The sequence below is a fragment of the Variovorax sp. MPBD4-3 genome, assembly GCF_058809745.1.
In genome coordinates this window covers 1-22114 of the sequence record NZ_JBXASW010000068.1, presented here as the reverse complement: position 1 = coordinate 22114, position 22114 = coordinate 1, and the positions used below count along the sequence as shown (strand labels likewise).

The 22114-nt window shown below is 68.3% G+C and carries 18 protein-coding genes; 3 read left to right on the top strand and 15 right to left on the bottom strand.

Going from position 1 to position 22114, the window contains the following annotated elements; all coding sequences use genetic code 11:
• Positions 1-42 precede the first annotated feature (42 nt).
• Complete coding sequence (locus tag AC1RVW_RS26665; RefSeq protein WP_493203610.1) at positions 43-846, top strand: CPBP family intramembrane glutamic endopeptidase; 804 nt, start codon at positions 43-45, stop codon at positions 844-846.
• Between the two features lie 9 nt (positions 847-855).
• On the opposite strand, the gene AC1RVW_RS26660 is transcribed toward AC1RVW_RS26665, so the two are convergent.
• The 6 genes from AC1RVW_RS26660 to AC1RVW_RS26635 all read right to left on the bottom strand — a co-directional run bounded on the left by AC1RVW_RS26660 (position 856) and on the right by AC1RVW_RS26635 (position 8242).
• Positions 856-1467 (bottom strand): flavin reductase family protein, encoded by a 612-nt coding sequence (locus tag AC1RVW_RS26660; protein ID WP_493203609.1) that lies wholly within the window; start codon positions 1465-1467, stop codon positions 856-858.
• 23 nt (positions 1468-1490) lie between these two features.
• On the bottom strand, positions 1491-3059 hold the full coding sequence (locus AC1RVW_RS26655) for a TerC family protein (protein WP_493203608.1): 1569 nt from the start codon (positions 3057-3059) through the stop codon (positions 1491-1493).
• Positions 3060-3260: 201 nt separating this feature from the next.
• The gene (locus AC1RVW_RS26650) at positions 3261-3986 is read right to left on the bottom strand and encodes a hypothetical protein (RefSeq protein ID WP_493203607.1); all 726 of its coding nucleotides are present in this window, start codon (positions 3984-3986) and stop codon (positions 3261-3263) included.
• Between the two features lie 205 nt (positions 3987-4191).
• A complete protein-coding gene (locus AC1RVW_RS26645; protein WP_493203606.1) occupies positions 4192-5496 on the bottom strand; it encodes a c-type cytochrome in 1305 nt (434 codons plus the stop codon).
• Positions 5493-7742 (bottom strand): xanthine dehydrogenase family protein molybdopterin-binding subunit, encoded by a 2250-nt coding sequence (locus AC1RVW_RS26640; protein WP_493203605.1) that lies wholly within the window; start codon positions 7740-7742, stop codon positions 5493-5495. The genes AC1RVW_RS26645 and AC1RVW_RS26640 overlap by 4 nt, the downstream gene beginning before the upstream one ends.
• Positions 7739-8242 (bottom strand): (2Fe-2S)-binding protein, encoded by a 504-nt coding sequence (locus tag AC1RVW_RS26635; protein WP_081266484.1) that lies wholly within the window; start codon positions 8240-8242, stop codon positions 7739-7741. The genes AC1RVW_RS26640 and AC1RVW_RS26635 overlap by 4 nt, the downstream gene beginning before the upstream one ends.
• A gap of 178 nt (positions 8243-8420) precedes the next feature.
• Here AC1RVW_RS26635 and AC1RVW_RS26630 point away from each other — a divergent pair, with 178 nt between their 5' ends.
• Positions 8421-10085: a SulP family inorganic anion transporter gene (locus tag AC1RVW_RS26630; RefSeq protein WP_493203604.1), complete on the top strand. Its 1665-nt coding sequence runs from the start codon at positions 8421-8423 to the stop codon at positions 10083-10085.
• A gap of 40 nt (positions 10086-10125) precedes the next feature.
• Here the strand turns inward: AC1RVW_RS26630 and AC1RVW_RS26625 are convergent, their stop codons facing one another.
• From AC1RVW_RS26625 to AC1RVW_RS26610, 4 genes are all read right to left on the bottom strand, one after another.
• The gene (locus AC1RVW_RS26625; RefSeq protein ID WP_081266400.1) at positions 10126-10698 is read right to left on the bottom strand and encodes a hypothetical protein; all 573 of its coding nucleotides are present in this window, start codon (positions 10696-10698) and stop codon (positions 10126-10128) included.
• Positions 10695-11360 (bottom strand): peptidoglycan recognition protein family protein, encoded by a 666-nt coding sequence (locus AC1RVW_RS26620; protein ID WP_081266401.1) that lies wholly within the window; start codon positions 11358-11360, stop codon positions 10695-10697. The genes AC1RVW_RS26625 and AC1RVW_RS26620 overlap by 4 nt, the downstream gene beginning before the upstream one ends.
• Positions 11361-11667: 307 nt before the next feature.
• Positions 11668-12963: an aminotransferase class V-fold PLP-dependent enzyme gene (locus AC1RVW_RS26615; protein ID WP_493203602.1), complete on the bottom strand. Its 1296-nt coding sequence runs from the start codon at positions 12961-12963 to the stop codon at positions 11668-11670.
• Between the two features lie 3 nt (positions 12964-12966).
• Positions 12967-13863 carry a transporter substrate-binding domain-containing protein gene (locus AC1RVW_RS26610; RefSeq protein WP_493203600.1) on the bottom strand — a complete coding sequence of 299 codons (897 nt, stop codon included), beginning with the start codon at positions 13861-13863 and terminating at the stop codon, positions 12967-12969.
• A gap of 138 nt (positions 13864-14001) precedes the next feature.
• On the opposite strand from AC1RVW_RS26610, the gene AC1RVW_RS26605 reads away from it, so the two are divergent.
• Positions 14002-14940 carry a LysR family transcriptional regulator gene (locus tag AC1RVW_RS26605; RefSeq protein ID WP_081266404.1) on the top strand — a complete coding sequence of 313 codons (939 nt, stop codon included), beginning with the start codon at positions 14002-14004 and terminating at the stop codon, positions 14938-14940.
• 114 nt (positions 14941-15054) lie between these two features.
• Here the strand turns inward: AC1RVW_RS26605 and AC1RVW_RS26600 are convergent, their stop codons facing one another.
• The 5 genes from AC1RVW_RS26600 to AC1RVW_RS26580 form a co-directional block, all read right to left on the bottom strand.
• Positions 15055-17292 carry a ParB/Srx family N-terminal domain-containing protein gene (locus AC1RVW_RS26600; RefSeq protein WP_493203598.1) on the bottom strand — a complete coding sequence of 746 codons (2238 nt, stop codon included), beginning with the start codon at positions 17290-17292 and terminating at the stop codon, positions 15055-15057.
• 134 nt (positions 17293-17426) lie between these two features.
• On the bottom strand, positions 17427-18908 hold the full coding sequence (locus AC1RVW_RS26595; protein ID WP_493203596.1) for an N-acyl-D-amino-acid deacylase family protein: 1482 nt from the start codon (positions 18906-18908) through the stop codon (positions 17427-17429).
• Positions 18901-19800 (bottom strand): MurR/RpiR family transcriptional regulator, encoded by a 900-nt coding sequence (locus tag AC1RVW_RS26590; RefSeq protein WP_081266407.1) that lies wholly within the window; start codon positions 19798-19800, stop codon positions 18901-18903. Before AC1RVW_RS26590 ends, AC1RVW_RS26595 begins: the two co-directional genes overlap by 8 nt.
• Positions 19801-19810: 10 nt before the next feature.
• Positions 19811-21106, bottom strand: a complete 1296-nt coding sequence (locus tag AC1RVW_RS26585) for an amino acid deaminase (protein WP_493203616.1) — start codon at positions 21104-21106, stop codon at positions 19811-19813.
• Positions 21107-21111: 5 nt separating this feature from the next.
• Entirely contained in the window at positions 21112-22092 is a 981-nt protein-coding gene (locus AC1RVW_RS26580; protein WP_493203594.1) for an ABC transporter ATP-binding protein, read from the bottom strand.
• Between the last annotated feature and the right edge of the window lie 22 nt (positions 22093-22114).

Sequence of the window (22114 nt, the reverse complement as noted above, 5' to 3'; positions counted from 1 at the left end):
GCTAACATGCGCGCCTCCTCATCCGCGCAGCCCGACTCTCCCATGCCCTCCCCGAAAAGCACCGCCTTTCCCTCGGCGGCGCAAGCCGCACTGCTGTTCCTCGCGCTGTGCCTGTGCGAGATCGTCGTGGGTGCGGCGCTGCGCGATGCCGACCGGTGGCTCGGCCTGAACGGCATGCAGATCGGCGTGCTGTCGGCGGTGCTCGGCAACGGCTGCGTGTTCGCGGCGGTGATGCATGCGCAGCAGCTCACATGGCGCGAACTGTTCCACCAGTCGCGCGCTTCCGCCGGCGTCACGCTGCTGCTGGTGGTGCCGCCGGTGCTGCTGCTGGTGCCCGCGCTGCTGCTGACCATCACCTCCGCGTTCAACCTGCTGGTGCGCATCGCGCCGCTCTCGGCCTGGGAAGAAGCCATGTTCAGCCGCATGGCCGACGGCAGCGTGGCGGCCGTGCTGGCGGTGTGCGTGGTGGCGCCGCTGCTCGAGGAAATGCTGTTCCGCGGCATCGTGCTGCGCGGCTTCCTGCAGCGCTATCCGCGCTGGCAGGCCATTTTTCTGTCCGCCCTGCTGTTCGGCGCCGCGCACATGAACATCTACCAGTTCGTGGTCGGCCTCATCATGGGCACGGTGCTCGCGTGGCTCTACGAGCGCACGCGCTCGCTCATTCCCTGCATCGCGCTGCATGCCGCGTACAACAGCGCCACGCTGCTGCTGGCGGACTGGCTCGACGCCGCGTCGCCGGCACGCCTGCTGTGGGTCGCGCTGCTTGCACTTGCCGCCGCCGTGTGCGGCACGCTGGTGCTGCGGCTGATGCTGGTGGCCAGGCCGGCGCGGCGCACCTCGGCCTAGGAGCGAGCGCTAGGAGCCGGTGGGCGGCAGCGGCCGCGCATCGACCGCCTCCCCGTCGACGATGAAGTGCCCGCCCGCCACGTGGTGCAGCGTGCGCAGCTCGTCATGCCCGTCGAAATTCCAGCGCCCGTTGGCGAACACGCGCGAATCGGCCTGCGCGGCGATCACCTCGCCCAGGAACAGGTCGTAGCTCTGCTGGATGTGCGGCTCCGGCAGCAGGCGGCATTCGAGCCACGCCGCGCAGCCTTCGAGCAGCGGCGCATCGGTGGCTGTGCCCGCGAAGGTCTGCAGGCCGTAGGCCGCGAACTTGTCGTGCCCCGACTGCTCGACGATCTCGCGGCCGGAGCTGTTGCCCAGCGCTTCCGTCAGGTCGAGCTGCGCGCGCGTGGGCACCTGCAGCGCGAAGCTGCCGGCGCCTTCGAGCAGCACGCGTGTCCAGGTGCTCTTGTCGAGCACCACCGCCACCTTGGGCGGCGCGAAGTCCAGCGGCATGGCCCAGGCCGCGGCCATGATGTTGCGCTGCCCGCCGTGCGCCGCGCTCACCAGCACGGTGGGGCCGTGGTTGAGCAGGCGGTAGGCCTTGTCGAGGGGAACGGGCAGGCGGTGGTTGGGGGCGTTCATGGCAGGGCTCCGGCAGCGGCAGTTTAGTTGCCTGATTCTGTCGCAGGCAGGCGCCGCACCACCACCGTGCGGATGCGCTGCGCGTCGACGTCGGTCACCTCGAATTCGCAGCCGTCGTGTACCCATGTCCGGCCCTGCGGAGGCAGGCCGCCGAAGCGCGCGAGCAGGAAGCCCGCGACCGAGGTGTAGCTGTCGTCGTCGCTCAGCAGGCCGTGCGTCTGCAGGGCCTGCTCCAGCAGGTGCAGGTCGGCGCTGCCGGAAACCGTCCAGGTGTCGGCGGCGGTCTGCTGGATTTCCAGCGTCTCGTCCTCGTCGGGGAACTCGCCCGCGATGGCTTCGAGCACGTCGATGGGCGTGACCACGCCGGTCAGCGTGCCGTGCTCGTCGTTGACCAGCGCGAGCTGCCCGCGCGCGCCGCGCAGCGTGTCGATCAGGCGGATCACGGTGGTCGACTCGGGCACATAGATCGGCGCGCGCAGGCCGCCGCTCTCGTCGATCTTTCCGTGCCGCAGCAGGTGGCCCAGCAGGTCTTTCGCGCGCGCCACGCCCACCACCTCGTCGAGCGAGCCGCGGCACACCGGGAAGATGCCGTGCGGCGTGTCGAGCAGCTGCTCGCGCACCGCCTCGGGGTCGTCGTTCAGGTCGACCCACGAGATGTCGGCGCGCGGCGTCATCACCGAGCGCACGTTGCGCTCGGCCAGCGACAGCACGCCGCTGACCATGTTGCGCTCCTCGAGCGCGAACGCGGGCTCGGACAGCGGCGCTTCGCCGTCGGCCGTGGCGCCGGCCGGTGCCGGTTCGCCCGGCGCGCGGCCGCCCAGCAGCCGCAGGATGGATTCGGCCGTGCGGTCGCGCAGCGGACGGCGCGCCTCGTGCTTCAGCGCATTGCGCTTGGCCCACTGGTTCAGCGCCTCGATCATCACGGAGAAGCCGATGGCGCCGTACAGGTAGCCCTTCGGAATGTGGAAGCCCAGGCCCTCGGCCACCAGGCTCAGGCCGATCATCAGCAGGAAGCTCAGGCACAGCACCACCACCGTGGGGTGCGCATTGACGAAGCGCGTGAGCGGCTTCGACGCCCACAGCATGATGCCGATCGAGATGATCACCGCCGCCATCATCACCGGCAGGTGGTCGACCATGCCCACGGCGGTGATGACCGCGTCGAGCGAGAAAACCGCGTCGAGCACCACGATCTGCGTCACCACCAGGCCGAAGCTCGCGTAGACGGTGGAGCCGCCGGCCGTGTGCGTCACGCCCTCGAGCCGCTCGTGCAGCTCCGCGGTGGCCTTGAACAGCAGGAACAGGCCGCCCACCAGCAGGATCAGGTCGCGCCCCGAAAAGCCCTGGCCGAACACGGTGAACAGCGGCGTGGTCAGCGTGACCAGCCACGAAACCACCGACAGCAGCGCCAGCCGCATGAACAGCGCCAGGCCCAGGCCCAGCCGCCTGGCGCGGTCGCGCAGGTGCGGCGGCAGCTTCTCCGCGAGGATCGCGATGAAGATCAGGTTGTCGATGCCCAGCACGATCTCCAGGACGACCAGCGTCAGGAGACCGATCCAGGCGGCGGGGTCGGTGAGCAGTTCAACGATCATGGTGGAAGAAGAAGGCGCGGCAACGCGCATGGCCCGGCATGGCGCGGGCCATGTCGGGCGACAACAGGGAAGAGGCGGAATGGACGGGAGCCGCGAGGGGGTCGGTCGCGGCGCACGGAGACAGGCGGAAGCTGGCGCAGGCCAGCGGCCTACTGGGAGGCTCGGAGGAAGATTTCACCCCTCCAGTCTATCGAACCCGCGTCAGCCGGCCGGCAGGCGCTGCATCAGGCAGGCCAGCAGCACCGGTTCGTTCTCGATCTTCGAGCGGTCGATGCGGCGCGTCCGGCCGTTCGCGATGATCACCAGATGCTCGTCCACCAGCACCCCGTCGGTTTCCGATTGCGTGTGCACCGTGTCGATGCTCGACCAGGCGATGAGTTGCCCCTCGTGCACCAGGCCTTCCGCATTCATGGCCAACGCGCCGAAGTCCACCGTGTCGCCGGCATGCATGCGCCGCTCGACATCGCCGCGCAGCACTTTGCCGATCGCCTCCTCCACCTCGGCCCGCAGCGCGGCCGCGTGGTCCCACAGGCCGAGCCGCAGCCGCGAGGTCTTGCCGCTGCGCGTGGTGATCAGCATGTGGTCGCGGCCGTGGCGATGGCGCAGCCGCGTCACGTCGGCAAAAGCGACGGTGCGGCGGCCGAGCTGCAGGCCGTGCGCGCCAAGCGTCAGCACCGGCGGCGTGCGCCACCATGCGAAGAAATCGCCGCCGCGCCAGACCATCAGGTAGAGCCCCGCCGGAACGGCCATCGACGCGAGAAAGAGCATGCCCTCGTCGGACACCGGCTCGCCGTCGGAAAGAAACGGCAGGATGAAGATTCGCGCGGGCACCAGCATCACCGCGCACAACGCATAGGCCACGGCCACACCGCCCAGCACGCAGTGGAACGCGTGGCGGGGAAAGATTCTGGCGTGGCGGATAGGCATGTGGACTGCCCGATGCGCGGACAGCGCGCGCAGGGCCTGGATCGAAAAAAGCAGGGGCACACCTTAACAGCGCGACGCGGTCCGAACGCGCATGCGCATGCCGTCGCGGGGCTCTTTTTTCCGGTATCGGCGCTGCGTCGGCAGGGCCGATAGGTAGGAAGATTTAAATTCCGCGCCGGCCGCTGCGTGAGCCCTGCTCAAGCGCTCACTGCGCGCGCTGCTTCGCCACGAACTCCGGCGTCACCGTCCCCTGCTTGTTGCCGAACTGCGCGATGACGTAGTTCGCGAGCGCCGCGACTTCGGTGTCGGTGTAGGCCTTGTCGAATGCGGGCATGTAGACCTCGTTGTCGTGCACGCGCATCTTCACGCCCCGCAGGATCATCTGCGTGACGTTCGCGCCGCCGGGGTCGTTCACGCCGCGCGTTCCCAGCAGCGACGCGTAGCTGGTCTGCTGCCCCTGGCCGTTCCATTGGTGGCAGCTGGCGCATGCCGCGGCGAAGAGCCTGAGCCCCTGCTCATGCCCCTCGGCCGTGTTGGCCGCCGGCGCGGCCGCGCTCGAGGCCACGGCCCAGGGCGCCTTCGCATCGATCTCGATCGGATCCTTGCCGGACTTCGCGGGCACCGTGCGCAGGTAGCTCACCAGCGCCGCGGTGTCCTCGGCCTTCAGGTACTGCAGGCTGTGCTCCACCGCCTCGCCCATCGGCCCCGAGGCCGAGCCCCGGCCATCGGCGTGCCCCGTGGTGAGGTAGGCGGCAATCTCCGCGTCGCTCCATCCGCCGATGCCGTTCTTCGCGTCCGACGTGATGTTGTAGGCGCGCCAGCCCTGGACCGTTTCGCCCGCCAGGTTGTTGCTCGTCTCCAGCGCGAAGGCAAAGTTGCGCGGCGTGTGGCATTCCGCGCAATGGCCCAGCGCGGTGGCCAGGTACTTGCCCTGGTTCCACGCGGGCGGCTGCGACGGGTCGGCCTCGAAACGGCGGCTCTTGAAGAAGGCCGCGTTCCAGAAGCCCATGGCCCAGCGCTGGTTGAACGGAAAGCCCAGGTCGGGCTCGCGGTTCGGCTGCTTCACCTGGGGCAGGCTGAAGAGATAGGCCTTGATCGCGAGCACGTCCTTGCGGCTGAGCGCTGTGTACGCGGTGTACGGGAACGCCGGGTACAGGCGCTTCCCGTCGGCGCGCACGCCGTCGTGCATGGCGCGCACGAACTGTTCGTCGCTCCAGTTGCCGATGCCGGTGGCCGGGTCGGCCGTGATGTTCGACGAGTAGATGGTGCCGAACGGCAGCACGAAAGGCAGCCCGCCCGCAAACGGCTCGCCCTTGCCGGGCACCGTGTGGCACGCGATGCAGTCGGCGGCCTTGGTGAGGTACTCGCCGCGCACCAGCAGCGCCGCATCGGCCGGCGCGCCGGCCAGCACGGGCGCCTCGCCCTCCGACTTGTCGGTGCGGTTCAGAAAGAAATACAGCGCCGCGCCCACCACGAACACGGTCACCAGCAGCTTGAAGAGTCGCTTCATGCCGTGCTCCTTTCGCCCGGCGCCGCCTGCGGGGCATCGGCGATCTTCTTCTTCAGCGCCTCCTTGTCCTGCACCAGCAGCGCGCGGTTCACGGGCAGCGCCCGCAGGCGCACGCCGGTGGCCGCGAAGATCGCATTGGCCAGCGCCGGCGCGGCGATGGCGGTGCCGACCTCGCCGAGCCCGCCGGGCGCCTCCCCGCTCTTGATGGTGTGGACCTCGACCGGTGGCGACTCGTTGATGCGCAGCATCCGGTAGTCGTGGAAGTTGCTCTGCTCGATGGCGCCCTCGCGCAGCGTGATCTCGCTGAACAGCGCGGCGCTGAGCCCGAACAGCAACCCGCCCTGGATCTGCGCCTCGATGGAGCTCGCGTTCACCGCAATGCCGCAGTCGAGCGCGACCACCGCGCGCCGCAGCCGCACCTCGCCCTGCGGCGTGACCTCGACCTCGACCATGGCGCACACGCGGCTGCCGAACGGGTCGCCCACGGCCACGCCGCGCCCCACGCGTGCCGGCAGCGCGCCCTTGCCCCAGCCGATCCTGTCGGCGGCCAGGTCGAGCACCGCGAGCGTGCGCGGATTCTTCTTCAGCAGCGCGCGCCGGTAGGCCACCGGGTCCTTCTTCGCGCGCTGCGCCAGTTCGTCGATGAAGCTCTCCAGCACGAAGAGGTTGTGCGTCGGCCCCACGCCGCGCCACCAGCCGACGTTCAGGCCGCTCGGCATGTCGTGCCGCACCCACTCCACCTTGAGGTTCGGCAGGTCGTAGCAGGGCTCGGCGACGCATTCGATCAGGTCGCCGTCCATGCCGTCCTTGCCCATGAAGGCCGGGGCCCAGCGGCCCAGCACGGTGCCGCCCGAGATGCGGTCGCCGAACCACAGGATCTGCCCGTCGCCGTCGACCACGGCCGAGATGTCGTCGTGGTACATCGGCCGCACGATGTCGTGGCGGATGTCTTCCTCGCGCGTCCACACCACCTTCAGCGGATACGCCACCTGCTTCGCGAAGGCCACGGCCTGCTCGACCGAGTCGGTCTCCAGCCGCCGGCCAAAGCCGCCGCCCAGGTACTGGTTGTGCAGCACGACCTTGTCCTCGGCCAGCCCGGTGATCTTGGCGGCCACGCTCACGCAGCGTGCCGGCACCTGGGTGCCGACCCAGATCTCGCAGCCGTCGGGCCGCACATGCACCGTGGTGTTGAGCGGCTCCATGGTCGCGTGCGCCAGCATCGGCAGGTCGTAGGTGGCCTGCACCAGCGTGCCCTCGGGCCGCTTGCCGGTTTCCTTGCCGACGATGGCCTTGTCCTTCGCGAGCGCATCGGCCAGCGCCGAGCGCAACTGCTGCGTCGTGAGCGCGGCGTTCTGCCCCGGCGTCCACCGGATCTTCAACGCGTCGAGGCCGCGCTTGGCGGCCCAGAAATGCTCGCCCACCACGGCGACCGCGTCCTTGATGCGCAGCACATCGATCACGCCGGGAATCGCGCGCGCGGCCTTGTCGTCCACCGAGGCCAGCACGCCGCCGAGCGTGGGGCTGGCCTTGACCGTCGCCACCTTCATGCCCGGCACACGCACGTCGATGCCGAACTGCGTGCTGCCGTTGACCTTGCCGGCCGAGTCGACACGCCGCAGCGGCTGGCCGATGAGCTTGAAGTCCTTCGGCTCCTTCAGCGCCACCTTGGCCGGCATCGGCAGCTTCGCGGCGGCCGATGCGAGCGCGCCGAAGCCGAGCTGCCGGTTCGAGGCCGCATGGCTCACCACGCCGCGCGCGACCGTGCAGCTCGCGGGGTCGACGCTCCATTGCGCGGCGGCTGCGCCGACCAGCAGCGTGCGCGCGACGGCACCGGCCTCGCGCAGCACGGCGTAGGTGCCGCGCGTGCTGGTCGAGCCGCCGGTGATCTGGCCGCCGAGCAGCGGCATGCCGTAGAGCGCTTCGTTGGGCGGCGAATGCTCCACGCGCACCTGGTCGAGCTCGACGCCGAGTTCCTCGGCCAGCAGCATCGCCGAGCCGGTGTAGATGGCCTGGCCCATCTCGACCATCGGCATCACGAGGCGCACGCCGCCGTCGGCGTCGATGCGGATGAAGGCGTTGGGCGCGAAGGCGGGGTTGCCGTCCGCAAGCGCGGCGGCCGCGTCCGCGGGCTGCTGGCGCGCGCTGATGGCCGCAAAGGCCTTGCTGCCGCCGACCCAGGTGAAGGCCAGCGCCAGGCCGCCCGCCTGCAGGGCGGCGCGCCGGCTGATTCCGGCGGCGGCGCTCACGATGCGCTCCTGGCCGGCATCGTCACCACCGACTGCAGCACCTCCGGCTTGCCCGTGGCGGCCTGCTTGATGGCGGCACGGATGCGCGAGTAGGTGCAGCATCGGCAGACGTTGCCCGACATGGCGAGGTCGATGTCGGCATCGCTCGGGTTGGGCGTGCGCTGTATCAGCGCCGCGGCGGACATGATCTGCCCGGACTGGCAGTAGCCGCACTGCACCACGTCGACGTCGAGCCAGGCCTTCTGGATGCTCTGGCCGGCCGGGGTCTGCGCGATGGCTTCGATGGTGGTGACGGCCTTCTTGCCGATCGCGCCGACCGGCAGCACGCAAGAGCGCACGGGCTGGCCGTCGAGGTGCACGGTGCAGGCGCCGCATTGCGCGATGCCGCAGCCGAACTTGGTTCCTGTCAGCCCCACGATGTCGCGCAATGCCCAGAGCAAGGGCATGTCGTCGGGAGCGTTGACAGCAACGGACTGGCCGTTGATGTTGATATCAATCATGGGCCCTGCCTTTTCTGCTTGTTTCATCGGGGGTCGGGACTGCACCATAGCGCCAGTTTGAAAAATGCGCTCGGGCTTTTCCAAACCTGCCGGCAAGCGGCAACGAAAGTTTTCATCGTCAGCTTCCGGTCCGTCGGAGGCTGCCAGCATTCCGCGACAACAAAAAAGCAAGAAGGCCATGTCCATTCCCGCAGAAACCGCACCGCCGCCCGGCGCCACCCGCCGCCCCGGCGTCGCCGACCTCGTGGCGGGCGTGTCCATCGCCGGCCTGCTGCTGCCGGAAGCCGTGGCCTATTCAGGCATCGCGGGCCTGCCGCCCCAGGCCGGGGTGATCGCGCTCTTCGCCGGCCTGCTGGTCTACGGCATATTCGGCAGCAGCCGCTTCGCGATCGTCTCGGCCACCTCGTCGTCGGCCGCCGTGCTGTTCGCGGCCACCACGTCGATGCCGGGCATCGACACGGCCACGCGGCTGGCCATGGGCGCGGCCATCGTCGCCCTGGCCGGGGTGTTCTTCGTGATCGCGGGCATCGCGAAGCTGGGCGCGGTGTCCAGCCTCATCGCCAAGCCGGTGCTGCGCGGCTTTGCGCTGGGCCTAGCGCTGACCATCGTGGTCAAGCAGCTGCCCAAGGTGCTGTCGGTGCAGCCGGCGCACAGCGACTTCTTCCGCCTCTTCGCCGGGCTGGCCACCGAATGGCGGCACTGGAACCTGGCCGGCGCGGCGATGGCGTTGGCCGCGTTGCTGCTGCTGCGCGGGCTATCGCGCTGGCGCGCGGTGCCGGCGGCGCTGCTGGTGATCGTCTGCGGCATCGCGCTCGACGTGAGCGGGCTGTGCCATGCGTGGGGCGTGGCGGCGGTGGGGCCGATCTCGCTCGACTTCTCACACCCCGGCGTGCCGCAGCTCGACCGCGCGCAGTGGCAGAACCTGGGCGGGCTCGCGTTCGCGATGGCGCTGATCCTCTATGCGGAGTCGTACGGCTCGATCCGCACCTTCGCCATGCGCCACGGCGACAACGTCTCGGCCAACCGCGACCTGCTGGCGCTGGGCGGGGCGAACATGCTGTCGGCGCTGTTCCAGGGCATGCCGGTGGGCGCGGGCTATTCGGCCACGTCGGCCAACGAATCGGCGGGCGCGCAGAGCCGGGCGGCGGGCATCGTGGCCGGGCTGGTGGTGGGGGTGGCGGTGTTCACGCTGCTGCCGTGGATCGCGCACACGCCCGAGCCGCTGCTGGCGGCCATCGTGATCAACGCGGTGAGCCATTCGCTCAACCCCTCGGCGCTGCGGCCATATTTCCATTGGCGGCGCGACCGCCTGGTGGCGCTGGTGGCGGTGGCCGCAGTGCTGGTGCTGGGCGTGCTCGACGGGCTGCTGGCGGCCATCGGCGTGAGCCTGCTGCTGCTGCTGCGCGGCTTCTCGCGCACCACGGTGAGCTGGCTCGGCCGGCTGGGCCAGAGCCACGACTACGTCGACACCGCCCGGCACCCCGAGGCGGTGGTGCCGCCGGGCGTGCTGATCGCGCGGCCCGAGGTGCCGCTTTTCTTCGGCAATGCCGATGCCGTGTTCGCGTCGATCCGCGCGCGCATCGACGCCACGCCGGGCCTGCGGCGCATGGTGCTGAGCCTGGAAGAGTCGCCCGACCTCGACGCCACCAGCATCGAGGCGCTGTGCGACTTCGCGGCCTACGTGCGCGTGCGCGGCCTGCGCCTGTCGCTGGCGCGGGTGAAGGACGACGTGCGCGACCTGCTGGCCAAGGTGAACTCGCCCGACCTGCACGCGGAGGTGTATGCGCCTTGGAGCGTGGACGATGCGGTGCAGCCGGAAAACAGGACACCACCCCCTTCTTGATCACATGCCTCAGGAGGCCGCGTGCTCGATCGTGTTGATTTCAGTTCCTGGGTTGTGGTTTCGGCTCGCGGCTTTCGCGCAGAGCTTTGAGCCGTGGTTCCGCCTGGCCTGGTGGAATCTGACCTTCTGCCTCCAGTCGCTTGAGGCGCCGTTCATCTGCCCGATTCAGAGCATCTTTGAGCATTGCCATCTTGCGATCGTTGCAGGGTTCGCAGTCGTAGTAGCTTCCAGGGTCAGTCGTGGGTCCAAGCGCCTCGTCCAACTCCGCGGTACTGATTCTTCCCGTGGGCTCGATGCCGATAGCGAGGATTTTTCCGTTCTTGAAGGTAACGAGCGCACTGCCCTCGCATCCGGTTTCTTGCGCCTGCGGTACGAGATACGACCTCTTTGAGACCCTGCGCATATGACGTAGCGCATAGAACACGTCTTCGACCGTCAAGACCACATCCTGACAATCTAGAAAATCCTTGTTCTCCCACGCTGTTTTCCCCGACGGGTTGTCGATCTTGATCGACCTTACGAAGGCTGCCGGATAGCGCTTGTCCGCTGCGTGAACCGACAAGGCCATGAAGACGGTAGCCAGCGCTACCGCAAGAACGATGACTTTTCTCATGGCGTCGGGACCGCCAGATTCCAATTCGCACCTTGTGCCTCTGTCGTATTTTTTCTGCTGGCTTCCGGATGCCGGAATATCTCGCTCGGTGCGATCTGCATTGAGTCCTCGAGCGCTTTCACAAGCCACGAGAGCGACTGGTTCTGGGCGGTGGTCGGCGTGTCGTATACACCGTACCTTCCTCTCAATTCATCCATGGACAGTTTGTTGTTTCGTGGCGGTTGGAACCCTGCTGGTAGTCTGGCTCTGCCCACCATCTCGATGCCAATGGCCTCCATGTTGCCCGGATACCGTTCGCCGGGGGCCCTGCGCATCTCGATGCGATGCATCGGGTCCACCGCGTTCAATCCCGCAGGGTAGTCCCTTGGAGAGCACTTCCCGGTGATCAGGCACCTCGCCTTCAGCGGCCCGACATGGTTCGTGCGCTGGTAGATCGCGGCGGTCTGGTAAATGGTGCCATCGGTGTCGACAAGAAAGTGCGCGCCATTGGCCTTTGGGCGTGTGTAGCTGTTCAGCGAGGATGCTGAAGTTTCCGCGTCGGTCTGGTGCACGACGATGCCTGTGATCGTGCTCGTACGTCTACCGCGTTCGATAGCGGGGCTACGCGCATTGCGGACTTTCGCGTGAATGATCATTCCATCCGTGTCAATTTGAATTGCCATACGGCCTCCCGGAAATCAATTTCTCATTGTTGATGTGGCCACTCCGGAACATGCCGGTCATCGGCCTGCAGGCTTGCTTCGGCGCACCCGCTCACGATGATATCGATCCGAGAATTTTGATTTGTGACGGCCCGAATTGCCGCTTTTCTGCGTCACCACAGACGCGGCTTGAAGGTCGGTCAGCGCTTCACCGTCTGCCGCCTGAACTCGCCAGGACGTTGGCCCCAGCGCGGCGGCATCGCTCGACGCCACGTTTTGAGCGGGTTCGAGAAACATTCCGCCGATGCAATAGGACGGAATATGACAGTCAGGTGTCAGCAGCGATCCGCGCGGTGATGCGCAGGAATTTTTCCACGTCGGCCACCGAATTGCAGTGCAGCGGCGACACCCGCACGGTGCCCGCGATGCCGAAGGATTCGAGCATGCGCTTCGAGTAAATGCTGGTGGCCACGCGCTCGTACACGGTCACGCCGTGCTTCGCATATTCGACCACCGCCTGCGTGCAGTCGATGCGGTCGAAACCGATGCCCAGGATCAGGTCGCGCTTCGTCAGGTCCTCGTGGTCGAGGAACACTTCCACGCCGGGCATCTCTCGCATGCCGGTGGCGTTCTCGTTGCCGTCCAGCAGCAGGGCCAGCAGCGCGCGCTCGTGCAGCTCGATGTGCGTGATGCCGGCCACGAACAATGCGCGGCGGTCGGTGGCGTCGCTGAAGTGGCCGCCGAGCCAGCACACGTAGTCGACGATCTCTGTGAGCACCGCGAACTGCCAGGGCGCCGAGCTGCCCAGGTCCCAGTAGCCGGGCTTCTTGCCGGCCAGCTTGTGGTGCGGCAGCACGGCCGCGCGCTCCGACAGCCACGACAGCCCCGAGCCCCGGCAGCCGAAGAACTTGTACGGCGCGAGGTTGATGCCGTCCACCGGTGTCTTCTGCAGGTCGATGAGGCCGTGCGGCGCATGCTGCACGGCGTCGACCAGGATGTAGAGGTCGGGCTTGATCTCGCGCGCGCGGCGCACGATGGCCTCCATGTCGAGCTTGGCGCCCGAGATGTTCGACGCGTAGATCACGTTGAGCAGGCATGTGTCCTTGTCGACCAGCCGCACGATCTCTTCCACGTCGATGCCGCCGGTGACGGGGTTGCTCGGCGCCACCCGCAGCTCGCGGCCCAGGCGCTCGGCGTAGAGGCTCATCGCGTCGAAGGCGGAAGGATGTTCGAGCACGGTGGTGACCATGTTCGTGCCCGGCACGTTCTCGGCAATGGCGCGCACCATGTCGAACATGGCGCCCGAAGCGGAGAACGAGGCGTACACGCTGCCGCCCCTGGCATTGAGGATGGTGCGCAGGTCTTCGCTGCCCTTGGACTGGATGTCCTGCAGCTCGACGGCCGTGGCGTGGATGCGCTCGGCGTTGTCGGGAATGGCGTCGACCTGCGCGAAGCGTTCGACCGCCGCCTTCAGCCGGAACGATCCGCCGGCGTTGTCGAAGTACAGGCGCTCGCGCCCGTGGTGGTCATGCTCGACGCCGATGAAGCGCTGCTGCACCTCGCGCATCAGCGCATCGGAGAAGGCCAGGCCTCGCGGATATTGCTGTTGGAGTTCGGCTGCCATCGGTCAGACGCCCTTGTTGTTGGGGTTCTTGTAGATCTCGCGCACCGCGTCCGTCATCGGGAAATTCAGGTTCGCGTTCCTCGGCGGGATCGGCGACATGAACCACTTGGTGTAGAGCTGCTCGATGGCGCCGGACTTCATGAGGCCGGTGACGGTCTCGTCCACCAGCGCCTTGAATTGCGGATCGTCCTTGCGCAGCATGATGCCGTAGGGCTCCTGGCGCAGCGATTCCTTGAGGATCTTGTAGTCGCCCGGGTTGGGCGCGCTGGCGATCATGCCGGCCAATTGCACGTCGTCGAGCACGTAGGCGTCGGCGCGGCCGCTGGACAGCAGCAGGAAGCCGTCGGACGTGTCCTTGCCTGCGATCTCGTGGACCTCGATGGCGCCGTTCTTGCGCACGCCACGCAGCAGCTGGATCGAGGTGCTGCCGGTGACGGTGGCCACGTTCTTGCCGTTGAGGTCGGCGAAGGTGTTGATGCCCGAGTCCGTGCGCACCGCAGCGGTGATGTTGGTCACGAAGTGGCTGGGCGCGAAGTCGACCTGCTGCTGGCGCTGGGTGGTGTTGGTGGTGGTCGCGCAGTCGAGGTCGACCGTGCCGTTCTGCAGCAGCGGAATGCGGTTGGCCGAGTTGAGCATGGTGTAGCGCACATCGAGCTTGGACAGGCCCAGCCTGGCCTTGACCGCGTCGACGATCTTCAGGCAGATGTCGTTGGTGAAGCCGATGGAAGCGCTGTCGGAGCCGAGCTTGTACGAGAAGGGGATCTGGCTGTCGCGCCCGCCGATCTGGATGAAGCCGCTGTCCTTGATCTTCTGAAGCGTGCCGCCGTCCTGGGCGCTGGCGGCGCCGCAGGCGAAAGCAAGGGTGAGACCGAGCGCGAGGGGCAGTTTCCTGAAGTCCATGGTGGTTCCTTGAAGAGTCGATGACATTGGCTTGGGCGAATCTTCTGCCTCTCGATGAATTTCCAAAAGCGATTTTTTGTGATCGAATCGCATGAATAAAAGTGTTTCATTCGCCCATTTTCGGGACCCGCCGCCGTGATGACTTTCAAGCAACTCGAAGCCCTCTACTGGATCGCCCGGCTCGGCGGCTTCGCCCAGGCGGCCAACCAGCTGCATGCCTCGCAGTCGGCCATTTCCAAGCGGGTGCACGAGCTCGAGCTGCTGTTCGACACCGAGCTGTTCGACCGCAGCCAGCGCACCGCGCGCCTCACCGAAAAGGGCGAGGAGATGTACGTGCTCGCGCAGAAGCTGCTGGCGCAGCGCGACGCGGCCATCGAGCAGTTCGGCAAGCCCGGCGTGGTGGAGCGCCGCATCCGCATCGGCGTGACCGAGCTCACGGCCATGACCTGGCTGCCGCGGCTGGTGGGACTGATCCGCCAGCACTACCCCAAGGTGATCCTGGAGCCCGACGTGGACGACAGCCTGAAGCTGCGCGACAAGCTGCAGGCCGATGAGCTGGACCTGGTCATCGTGCCCGAGACTTTCGCCGACTCGCGCATGCCGCACAAGGTCATCGGCAAGGTCAAGAGCATGTGGATGTGCAAGCCCGGCGTGGTGCCCGCCGCAGGCACCATGCGGCTGCACGAGCTGGCGCGCCACCGCATGCTGGTGCAGGGCAACAGCTCGGGCACCGGCCGCGCCTACGACGCCTGGATGAAGGAACAGGGCGTGCAGCCGGCCGACGTGATCGTGGTGAGCAACCTGGTGGCGCTGACCGGGCTCACCGTGTCGGGCCTGGGCGTGAGCTACCTGCCGCGCCAGTGCCTCGAGCCGCTGGTGGCGGCCGGCATGCTCGCGGTGATCGACGTGACGCCCGCGCTGCCGCTGGTGCACTACGTGGCGATGCACAAGGGCGAGCACCGCAGCGCCCTCACCTCGTCGATCGTGATGCTGGCGCAGGAGTGCTGCGACTTTTCAAGGATGTTCCAGGCGCAGCCGGCGGAGGAAGACGAGGTGCGCGCTGCGGCTGAGGGCTAGGTGGGGGGCGGAGGCAGAGGCCAGCGCGGGCCCGCGCATGTCCTGCCGCGCCGCACAAGAAAAAAGGCCGGGTCAATGCCCGGCCTTGTGTCTCGCGCAGTGAGCTGCCGAGCCCTATTTCACCGCCAGCGAAGCGCGGTAGTCCAGGGCGTACGCGAGCTTGCCGGGCTTGGCGGCCGTCATCGGCGTGTTCAGGTCATTGAAGGTCACGGTGTCGAAGGTCGAGAGCTTGCCCATCTGCAGCGCCGTCAGGCCCGACGAACCGATGATGGTGGTGTCCGGCGTCGCGTTCATCAGGCCCGAGGCCGCCTGGATGGCCTGCAGGTAGCTCGTCGCATCGGTCAGCTTGTAGGCCGAGAGCTTGAGGCTCTGCGGCGCGGCCTGCAGCCATTCGGACCAGTAGAACTCCAGGAACTCGGTGCTGTTGGCCGGCTGCTTGTAGCCGAGGTCGCGAGTGAAGTACAGCAGCGCGCGGTACGGGTCGTCCTTCAGGCCGTTGCTCAGGCCCAGCAGCGGCGGCAGTTCGGCCGGCGTGATGGCGCTGCCGTCGGGCAGCTTGAGCCACACGAACTTGTTCTGGCGCATCGTGCGCCAGAAGCTGGCGTTGTTCAGGTCCATGTAGTGGCCCTTCTTCACCACCTTGACCTTGACTTCGGGGCCGCCGCCGTTCGGCGCTTCCCAGAAGCTGGTGAGGGTATGGTGGCCGTCCGTCAGGTACAGCACGCCGCGCGGGCCGACCACGGCGGACTTCAGCGCCGTGATGTCGAAGGCATTCTTGGTCGAGCAGGTGAAGCTGCCGGGGTCGGTCAGCAAGGAAGTACCCGCGATGACCGTCGAGCCCTTGGCACCGTCGGTCAGGCCCACGGCTTCGCAGTAGTCGTCGAATTCCTTCTTCCACTGCGTCGAGTCGTTGCCGGCCGAATCCTTGGTCTTGCGGTAGCGCCCCTGCTTGTAGTAGATCTGGTCGTAGCCGATGGCCGGCTGCGTGGGATGCGCGTCGCCGATGCGGATGTCCATGGCGCTGCCAACGGTGGCCGACGCATAGGTATTGCTCACCGCCGGCACCGGCAACGCCCGGCACACACCCGAGATATGCGTAGCCGCCACGCCCGTGCTCGCAGCCGAGCCGATGTAGTACGCCGTCTGCTTGCCCACGGGCAGCAGCACGCGTCCGATCTTCTGGCTGTCGACCCACTGGCCGGCGACGAGGCCGTTCATGCCGCTGACGGTGGAGGTCGCCGCGCCGCCGATGCCGGCGTTGACGCTGAGCTTGACGTCGTTGTCGATGATGTCGGTCTGCAGCAGGTTGGCGCCGATCGACACGAAGTTGCGCTGCGTGCGGCCGGTGAGTGCGCCGGTGGCGGGGTCGAGCTCGGGCTGGCTGCACAGCCACTCGCCGTCGAGTGCGGTGGCGGCCAGCGCGGTGGTCGCGCTCTGCAGCACCCAGGTGCCGGTGCGGAAGCTGCCGTCGGCGGCGGTGGTTGCGAATTCGTCGGCGAGCAGCGTGGCCGCGCCCGACTGCGCGTTGACCATGACGCGGCCGATGCGCTGGCCGGCCAGGGTCAGCGCCAATGCGCCGGGGTAGGTCTTCTGGTCGCCTTCGGCGGCGAGCAGGCCGGCCTGGCCGCCGCTGCAGCCGTCGGCATAGGCCTGGCCCATGCAGGCACGCACGCTGCCGTCGGCCTTGATGCTCAGCTGGCCGAAGTCGGATGCGGGAGCGCCCTGCACCATGCCCTTGGCGTTGTACGCGCTGGTGAGCTTGATGAAGTTGTACACGCCGGCCAGGCGCGACACGTCGGCCACGCCCTGGTTCGACGCGGCGATCTCGCCCTGCAGCACCGCGCCGTTGCCCGCCTTGAGGTTGGGCACCTGCGCCAGCGAACCGCTGAGCAGGCTGCCGTCGAGCTGGAAGCGCAGGCTGAGCTTGGGCAGCGCCGCGACCAGCGCGTCGGGCACGCCGGTGCCTGCGACGGCCGCGAAGTTGCTGGCCAGCAGCGAGCCATCAGGCTGCGTGGCGTAGCTTGCGCTCACCGAGCCCGCGAGGCCGAAGCGTGAATCGACGAAGCGCAGCGTGAGCTTGCCGGTGGCAGGCTGGTCGAGCGCGATGGACACGGTGTCGCCGAAGCTGGCCGTGCCCGAATACTGCGAGCCGCCCACCAGCGGCTGCAGGGCCACGGCGGCCGGCGCGGGCTGATTGTTGCTGTTGTTGCCGCCATTGCCGGCCGAAGGGCCGCTGGCCGGGAAGAAAGTACCTCCTCCTCCACCACCGCCGCCGCCACAGGCCGCGAGCGAAATGGCCGCGATGCCGGCCAGGCCCGCGACGCGGGCGCGGGTCCATTTATTTTTTGTCATGTGAGTCCACAGAAAGGGGCTGAACACCCGGGACAAGCCTTGGCCCCGGGGCTGCTGGAAGTGGCCCGATTCTGTGAACTTAAGGTGACAACTTTGTGAATAACCGTGAGCAACGGCCTCCGCCGATGAACGGCCTAGGCCGCGCGCGTCAGCATCCGCCCCGCGCGCGCCAGCACCCGCGCCTCGGTCTCGCCGCCGCGATAGGCCAGCACACCGTTCACGAACACCCGCTCCACGCCCAGGCTCACGCCATGCGGCTGGTCGTAGGTGGCGGTGTCGGCAATGGTCTCGGGGTCGAACACGACCACGTCGGCCATCGCACCCACGCGCAGCAGTCCACGGTCGGCGATGCGCAGGTTGCGCGCGGTCATGCCGGTCATCTTGTGCACGGCCTGCTCCAGCGTGAACAGCCGTCGCTGGCGCCAGTAGCGCGCGAACACGCGAGGGAAAGCGCCCCACAGCCGCGGATGCGGATGCCGGTCGTGCGGCAGGCCATCGCTGCCGATCATGGTGAGCGGATGCGCAATGACGCGCTCCACGTCTTCCTCCTGCATCTGGAAGTAGCAGGCGCCGCCGGGCTTCAGCCGCAGGCAGGCTTCCTTCTCGGTGGTGCCCCATTCGCGCGCGATGTCGGAGATGAGGCGGCCCGTCATCTCGGGATGCGGGTCGGACCAGGTGAGCAGCACATCGATCACGCCGTCGACCAGGTCCTCGCGCAGCACGGTCGAGCCGGCCACGTAGGGGTACACGTCCATCGCGATCTTCTGGCGCCGCGCGAACGACTCGATCAGCGGCAGCGTCTCCCTGGTGCGGCCCCAGTTGGCCGGGCCGGCGCACTTGTGGTGCGAGATGACCAGCGGCACGCCGGCCTCGAAGGCGCAGTCGCCGGCCTCGTGCAGCGCCTCGATGATCTGCTGCATCTCGCTGCGCAGGTGCGTGGCGTACACGCCGCCGTGGCGGGCCACCACGCGCGCCAGCGCCGTGACCTCTTCGGTCGGCGCGGCAAAGGCTTCTTCATAGAACAGGCCGGACGACATGCCGTGCGCGCCGTCGGCCATGCAGCTGTCGAGCAGCGCTTCCATGCGCGCCAGTTCTTCGGCGCTCGCGGGCCGGTCGAGCGCTTCCATGGCCGCGAAGCGCAAGGTGGTGTGGCCCACCAGCGCGGCCACGTTGAGCGCGGGTTGCGTCGCATCGACCGCGGCGCAATACTCGGCCATGCTCGCGTGCCTGAACGAATCGGCGCCCAGCAGCGTGAGCGGCGGCAGCGATTGCGGCGTGCGGTAAGGCGCGAGCGAAATGCCGCAGTTGCCCGTCACCACGGTGGTGATGCCCTGCGACACCTTGGGCAGGCACAGCGGGTCGCGCAGCACGATGGCATCGTCGTGCGTGTGCGCATCGATGAAGCCGGGCGCGATGACCTTGGCGCGGCAGTCGACGATGTCGATGTCGGCCGGCGCCAGGCCTTGGGGCAGCCGCCCGCGCAGGCCCTCGCCGAGCGCGACGATGCGGTCGCCCTGCAGCAGCACGTCGCCGGGCCACGAAGGCCCGCCCGAGCCGTCGACCACCAGGCCGCCTTCGAGCAGCACGGCCTTCGATGATGCGTTGTTGTCAGCCATGCTTGACACCCCCGCCGTCCCAGCTCTGCAGCGGATGCGTGGTCGCATCGATGCCGTGCCGCTGGAACGCATCGCGCGCGCGCTGCAGGCGCTGCACCGCGGGCTCGCCGCGCCGCTGCGCCACCAGCACCGTCAGTATCTCGATGGCCGTGAGGTGCGTCAGGTAGGCGTCGATGCCCACGTGCATCACCGCGTCGTCGGGCACCGACAGGCCCAGAAGAAAGTCGGCCTTGGCCGCGAGCGCCGTGCCGGGCCGCGTGAGCGCGACCACCTTGGCGCCCTGCCCGCGCGCGATGTCCACCGCGTCGAGCAGCGACGGCATGCCGCCCACGTGCGATATGGCGATGACCACGCCGCCCGGGCGCTGCGCCGCGCCGGCCACCTGCTGCAGGTGGTAGTCGGCCCAGGCATTGGCCGACAGGCCCAGGCGGAACAGCCGCGCCTGCAGGTCGTTGGCCATGAACCACGATGTGGCGCCCGCGCCGTACAGGTCCACATGCGGCGCCGCCGCGATGGCCGCCACCGCGCCGTCGAGCACCTGCATGTCGAGCTGCCCGCGCACGCCCGAGACCGATGCCGCCGCGCTGCGCGCGATCTTGCCGACCACTTCATCGGCCGCGTCCTCGATGTTCACGCGGCGGTGCAGCGGCGAGCCGCCGAGCGCCAGCTCCTGAGCGAGCGCGAGCTTGAACTCGCGCAGCCCGGCAAAACCGAGGTCGCGGCAGGTGCGCATGATGGTCGGCACCGAGCTGCGCGAGCGCTCGGCCAGCTGTTCGAAGCTCTCTTCGAGCACGCGGTCGGGGTCTTCGAGGATCAGGTCGAGAATCGCGCGCCGCGTCGCCGGGGCGTCGCTGCGTATCTGCGCGATTTTCTGGAGCAAGGAGGGGGTCATCGCGGCGTGCTCAGAAGTGCATGGCGACGGCGTCGCTCACGCGGTAGTCGTTCTCGACCACCGGCATCCAGTGCCATTTGTCGAAGGTGGTGCAGGGGTGCGAAATGCCGAGGCCGACACGGTCACCCACCTTGGGCGCCTCGGCTTCTTCGCTCGCATCCCAGCGCAGGTAGGCGTGCTGGTCGTTCAGCGCGGTGATCTTCCAGCCGGCGGGCACAGCCTGCGGCTGCAGCACGCCGCGCGCGGCGCGGGCGATGGGAACCGGCAGCGCGAGGTCGAAGGAGATGTCGCGCTTGCCCACCGCCAGGATCGCCAGGCCGGGCTCGGGGCGCGATTGCACCGTGGCCCACACTTCCATCGCCGGCACCAGGCTTTCGCCGCAGCCGCAGCCCAGGCGCTCGTCGACCGCGCTCACCATGCGCTTGTAGAAGCCATGGTCGTGCGTGACGTAGCAGCCCGAGCGCAGCAGGCCGCGCACCGGCGCGCCGAGCGCCGGCTTGAGCCGGCCCGCCACGAGGTCGAAGATGGCCGAGCCGCCGGCCGAGACCAGCACCTCGTCGGTCTCGAACAGTTTCCCGGTATCGCAATGGCGCGCAACGGCTTCCACGCGGTCCATCAGCGCCTTGGCATAGGCCGCGTCGGGCTCGCTCTGGCCGGTGGCGCCCTGCCCTTCGTAGCATTCGATGCCCACCAGCTTGACCGCATCGCTGGCACGCAGCCGCGTGGCCAGCGCCACGGCTTCCTCATGCGTGCGGCAGCCGGTGCGGGCGCCCTCCACGCCGATCTCGATCATCACCTCGAAGGGCACGCTGGCGGGATGGCGGTTCGACCAGTCCTCGATCAGCGCGAGCTGCGCCAGCGAATCGACCAGGAACACGATGCGCAGGTCGGCATGCTGGCTCAGCAGCATCTGGATGCCCGCCAGGTCTTCGTCGCTCACCACCTGGTTGGCGATGACCGTGCGGCGCGCGCCGGCCGCCACGCCCACGGCCAGTTGCGTGACCGTGGCGAAAGTCAGGCCCCAGGCGCCGGCGTCGAGCTGGCGCTGGAACAGCTGCGGCGACATGGTGGTCTTGCCGTGCGGCGCGAGGTCGATGCCCCACTCGCGCACGCGCGACTGCATCCAGGCCAGGTTGTGCTCCAGCGCCTCGCGCTTGAGCACGGCCAGCGGCAGCGGCAGGTCGCCGGCGAGCACGTTCCATCCGGCGGCGCCGACTTCGCTGCGGCGGCGCGGCGCCTGCGTGCGCGGATAGCCCTTGAAGTTGCTGCCCAGCAGCGGGTCGGTGAAATCGTTGGCGGCGGTCATGGAGGTCATGCGGCGATGTTGGATGGAAGTTCTCTGGTTCGGATGCAGGCGCTGTAGTGTCCTGCCGAAATTTCTTCGAGCGGCGGCACGGCCTGGGCGCAGGCTTCGATGGCATGCGGGCAGCGCGTGCGGAACACGCAGCCCGAGGGCGGCGAGATGGGGCTGGGAATGTCGCCCTTCAGCGCGATGCGCTCGGTCGCCACCTCGGGGTCGGGCTTGGGGCTGGCGGCCAGCAGCGCGCGGGTGTAGGGGTGCGCGGGGCGCGCGAACAGCTCGTCGGTGGTGGCGACTTCCATCACCTTGCCCAGGTACAGCACCACCACCCGGTCGCACAGGTACTCGACCACGTCGAGGTCGTGCGAGATGAAGAGCATCGTCAGGCCGAGGCGCTCGCGCAGGTCGGCCAGCAGGTTGATGACCTGCGACTGGATGGAAACGTCGAGCGCCGACAGCGGCTCGTCGGCCACGATGAATTCGGGCTCCACCGCCAGCGCACGCGCCACGCCGATGCGCTGGCGCTGCCCGCCCGAGAACTCGTGCGGAAAACGGCTCGCATGCTCCGCGCGCAGGCCCACGGTTTCCAGCAGCTCGGCGATGCGCTTGTCGCGCGCGACGGCGCCCTTGTGCAGGCCGTGCGTGGAGAGCGCCTCGCCGAGGATGGCGCTGATGCGCATCTTGGGGTTCAGGCTCGCGTACGGGTCCTGGAAGATGATCTGCAGCTTGCTGCGCAGCTTGCGCATGCGCTCGCCCGACAGCGCGCCGATGTCGTCGCCGCGGTACAGCACCTGGCCGCCGGTGCGCTCGAGCAGCCGCAGCACGGTGCGGCCGATGGTACTCTTGCCCGAGCCCGATTCGCCGACGAGGCCCAGCGTTTCGCCGGGCTGGATCGCGAAAGACACGTCGTCGACCGCGCGCACCGGGCGGTCGCTGCTGCCGAAGTATTTCTTGAGTCCGCGGACTTCGATGAGGGGGGCGGCGGTGGTCATCGTGGGTATTCGGTATTGGCTC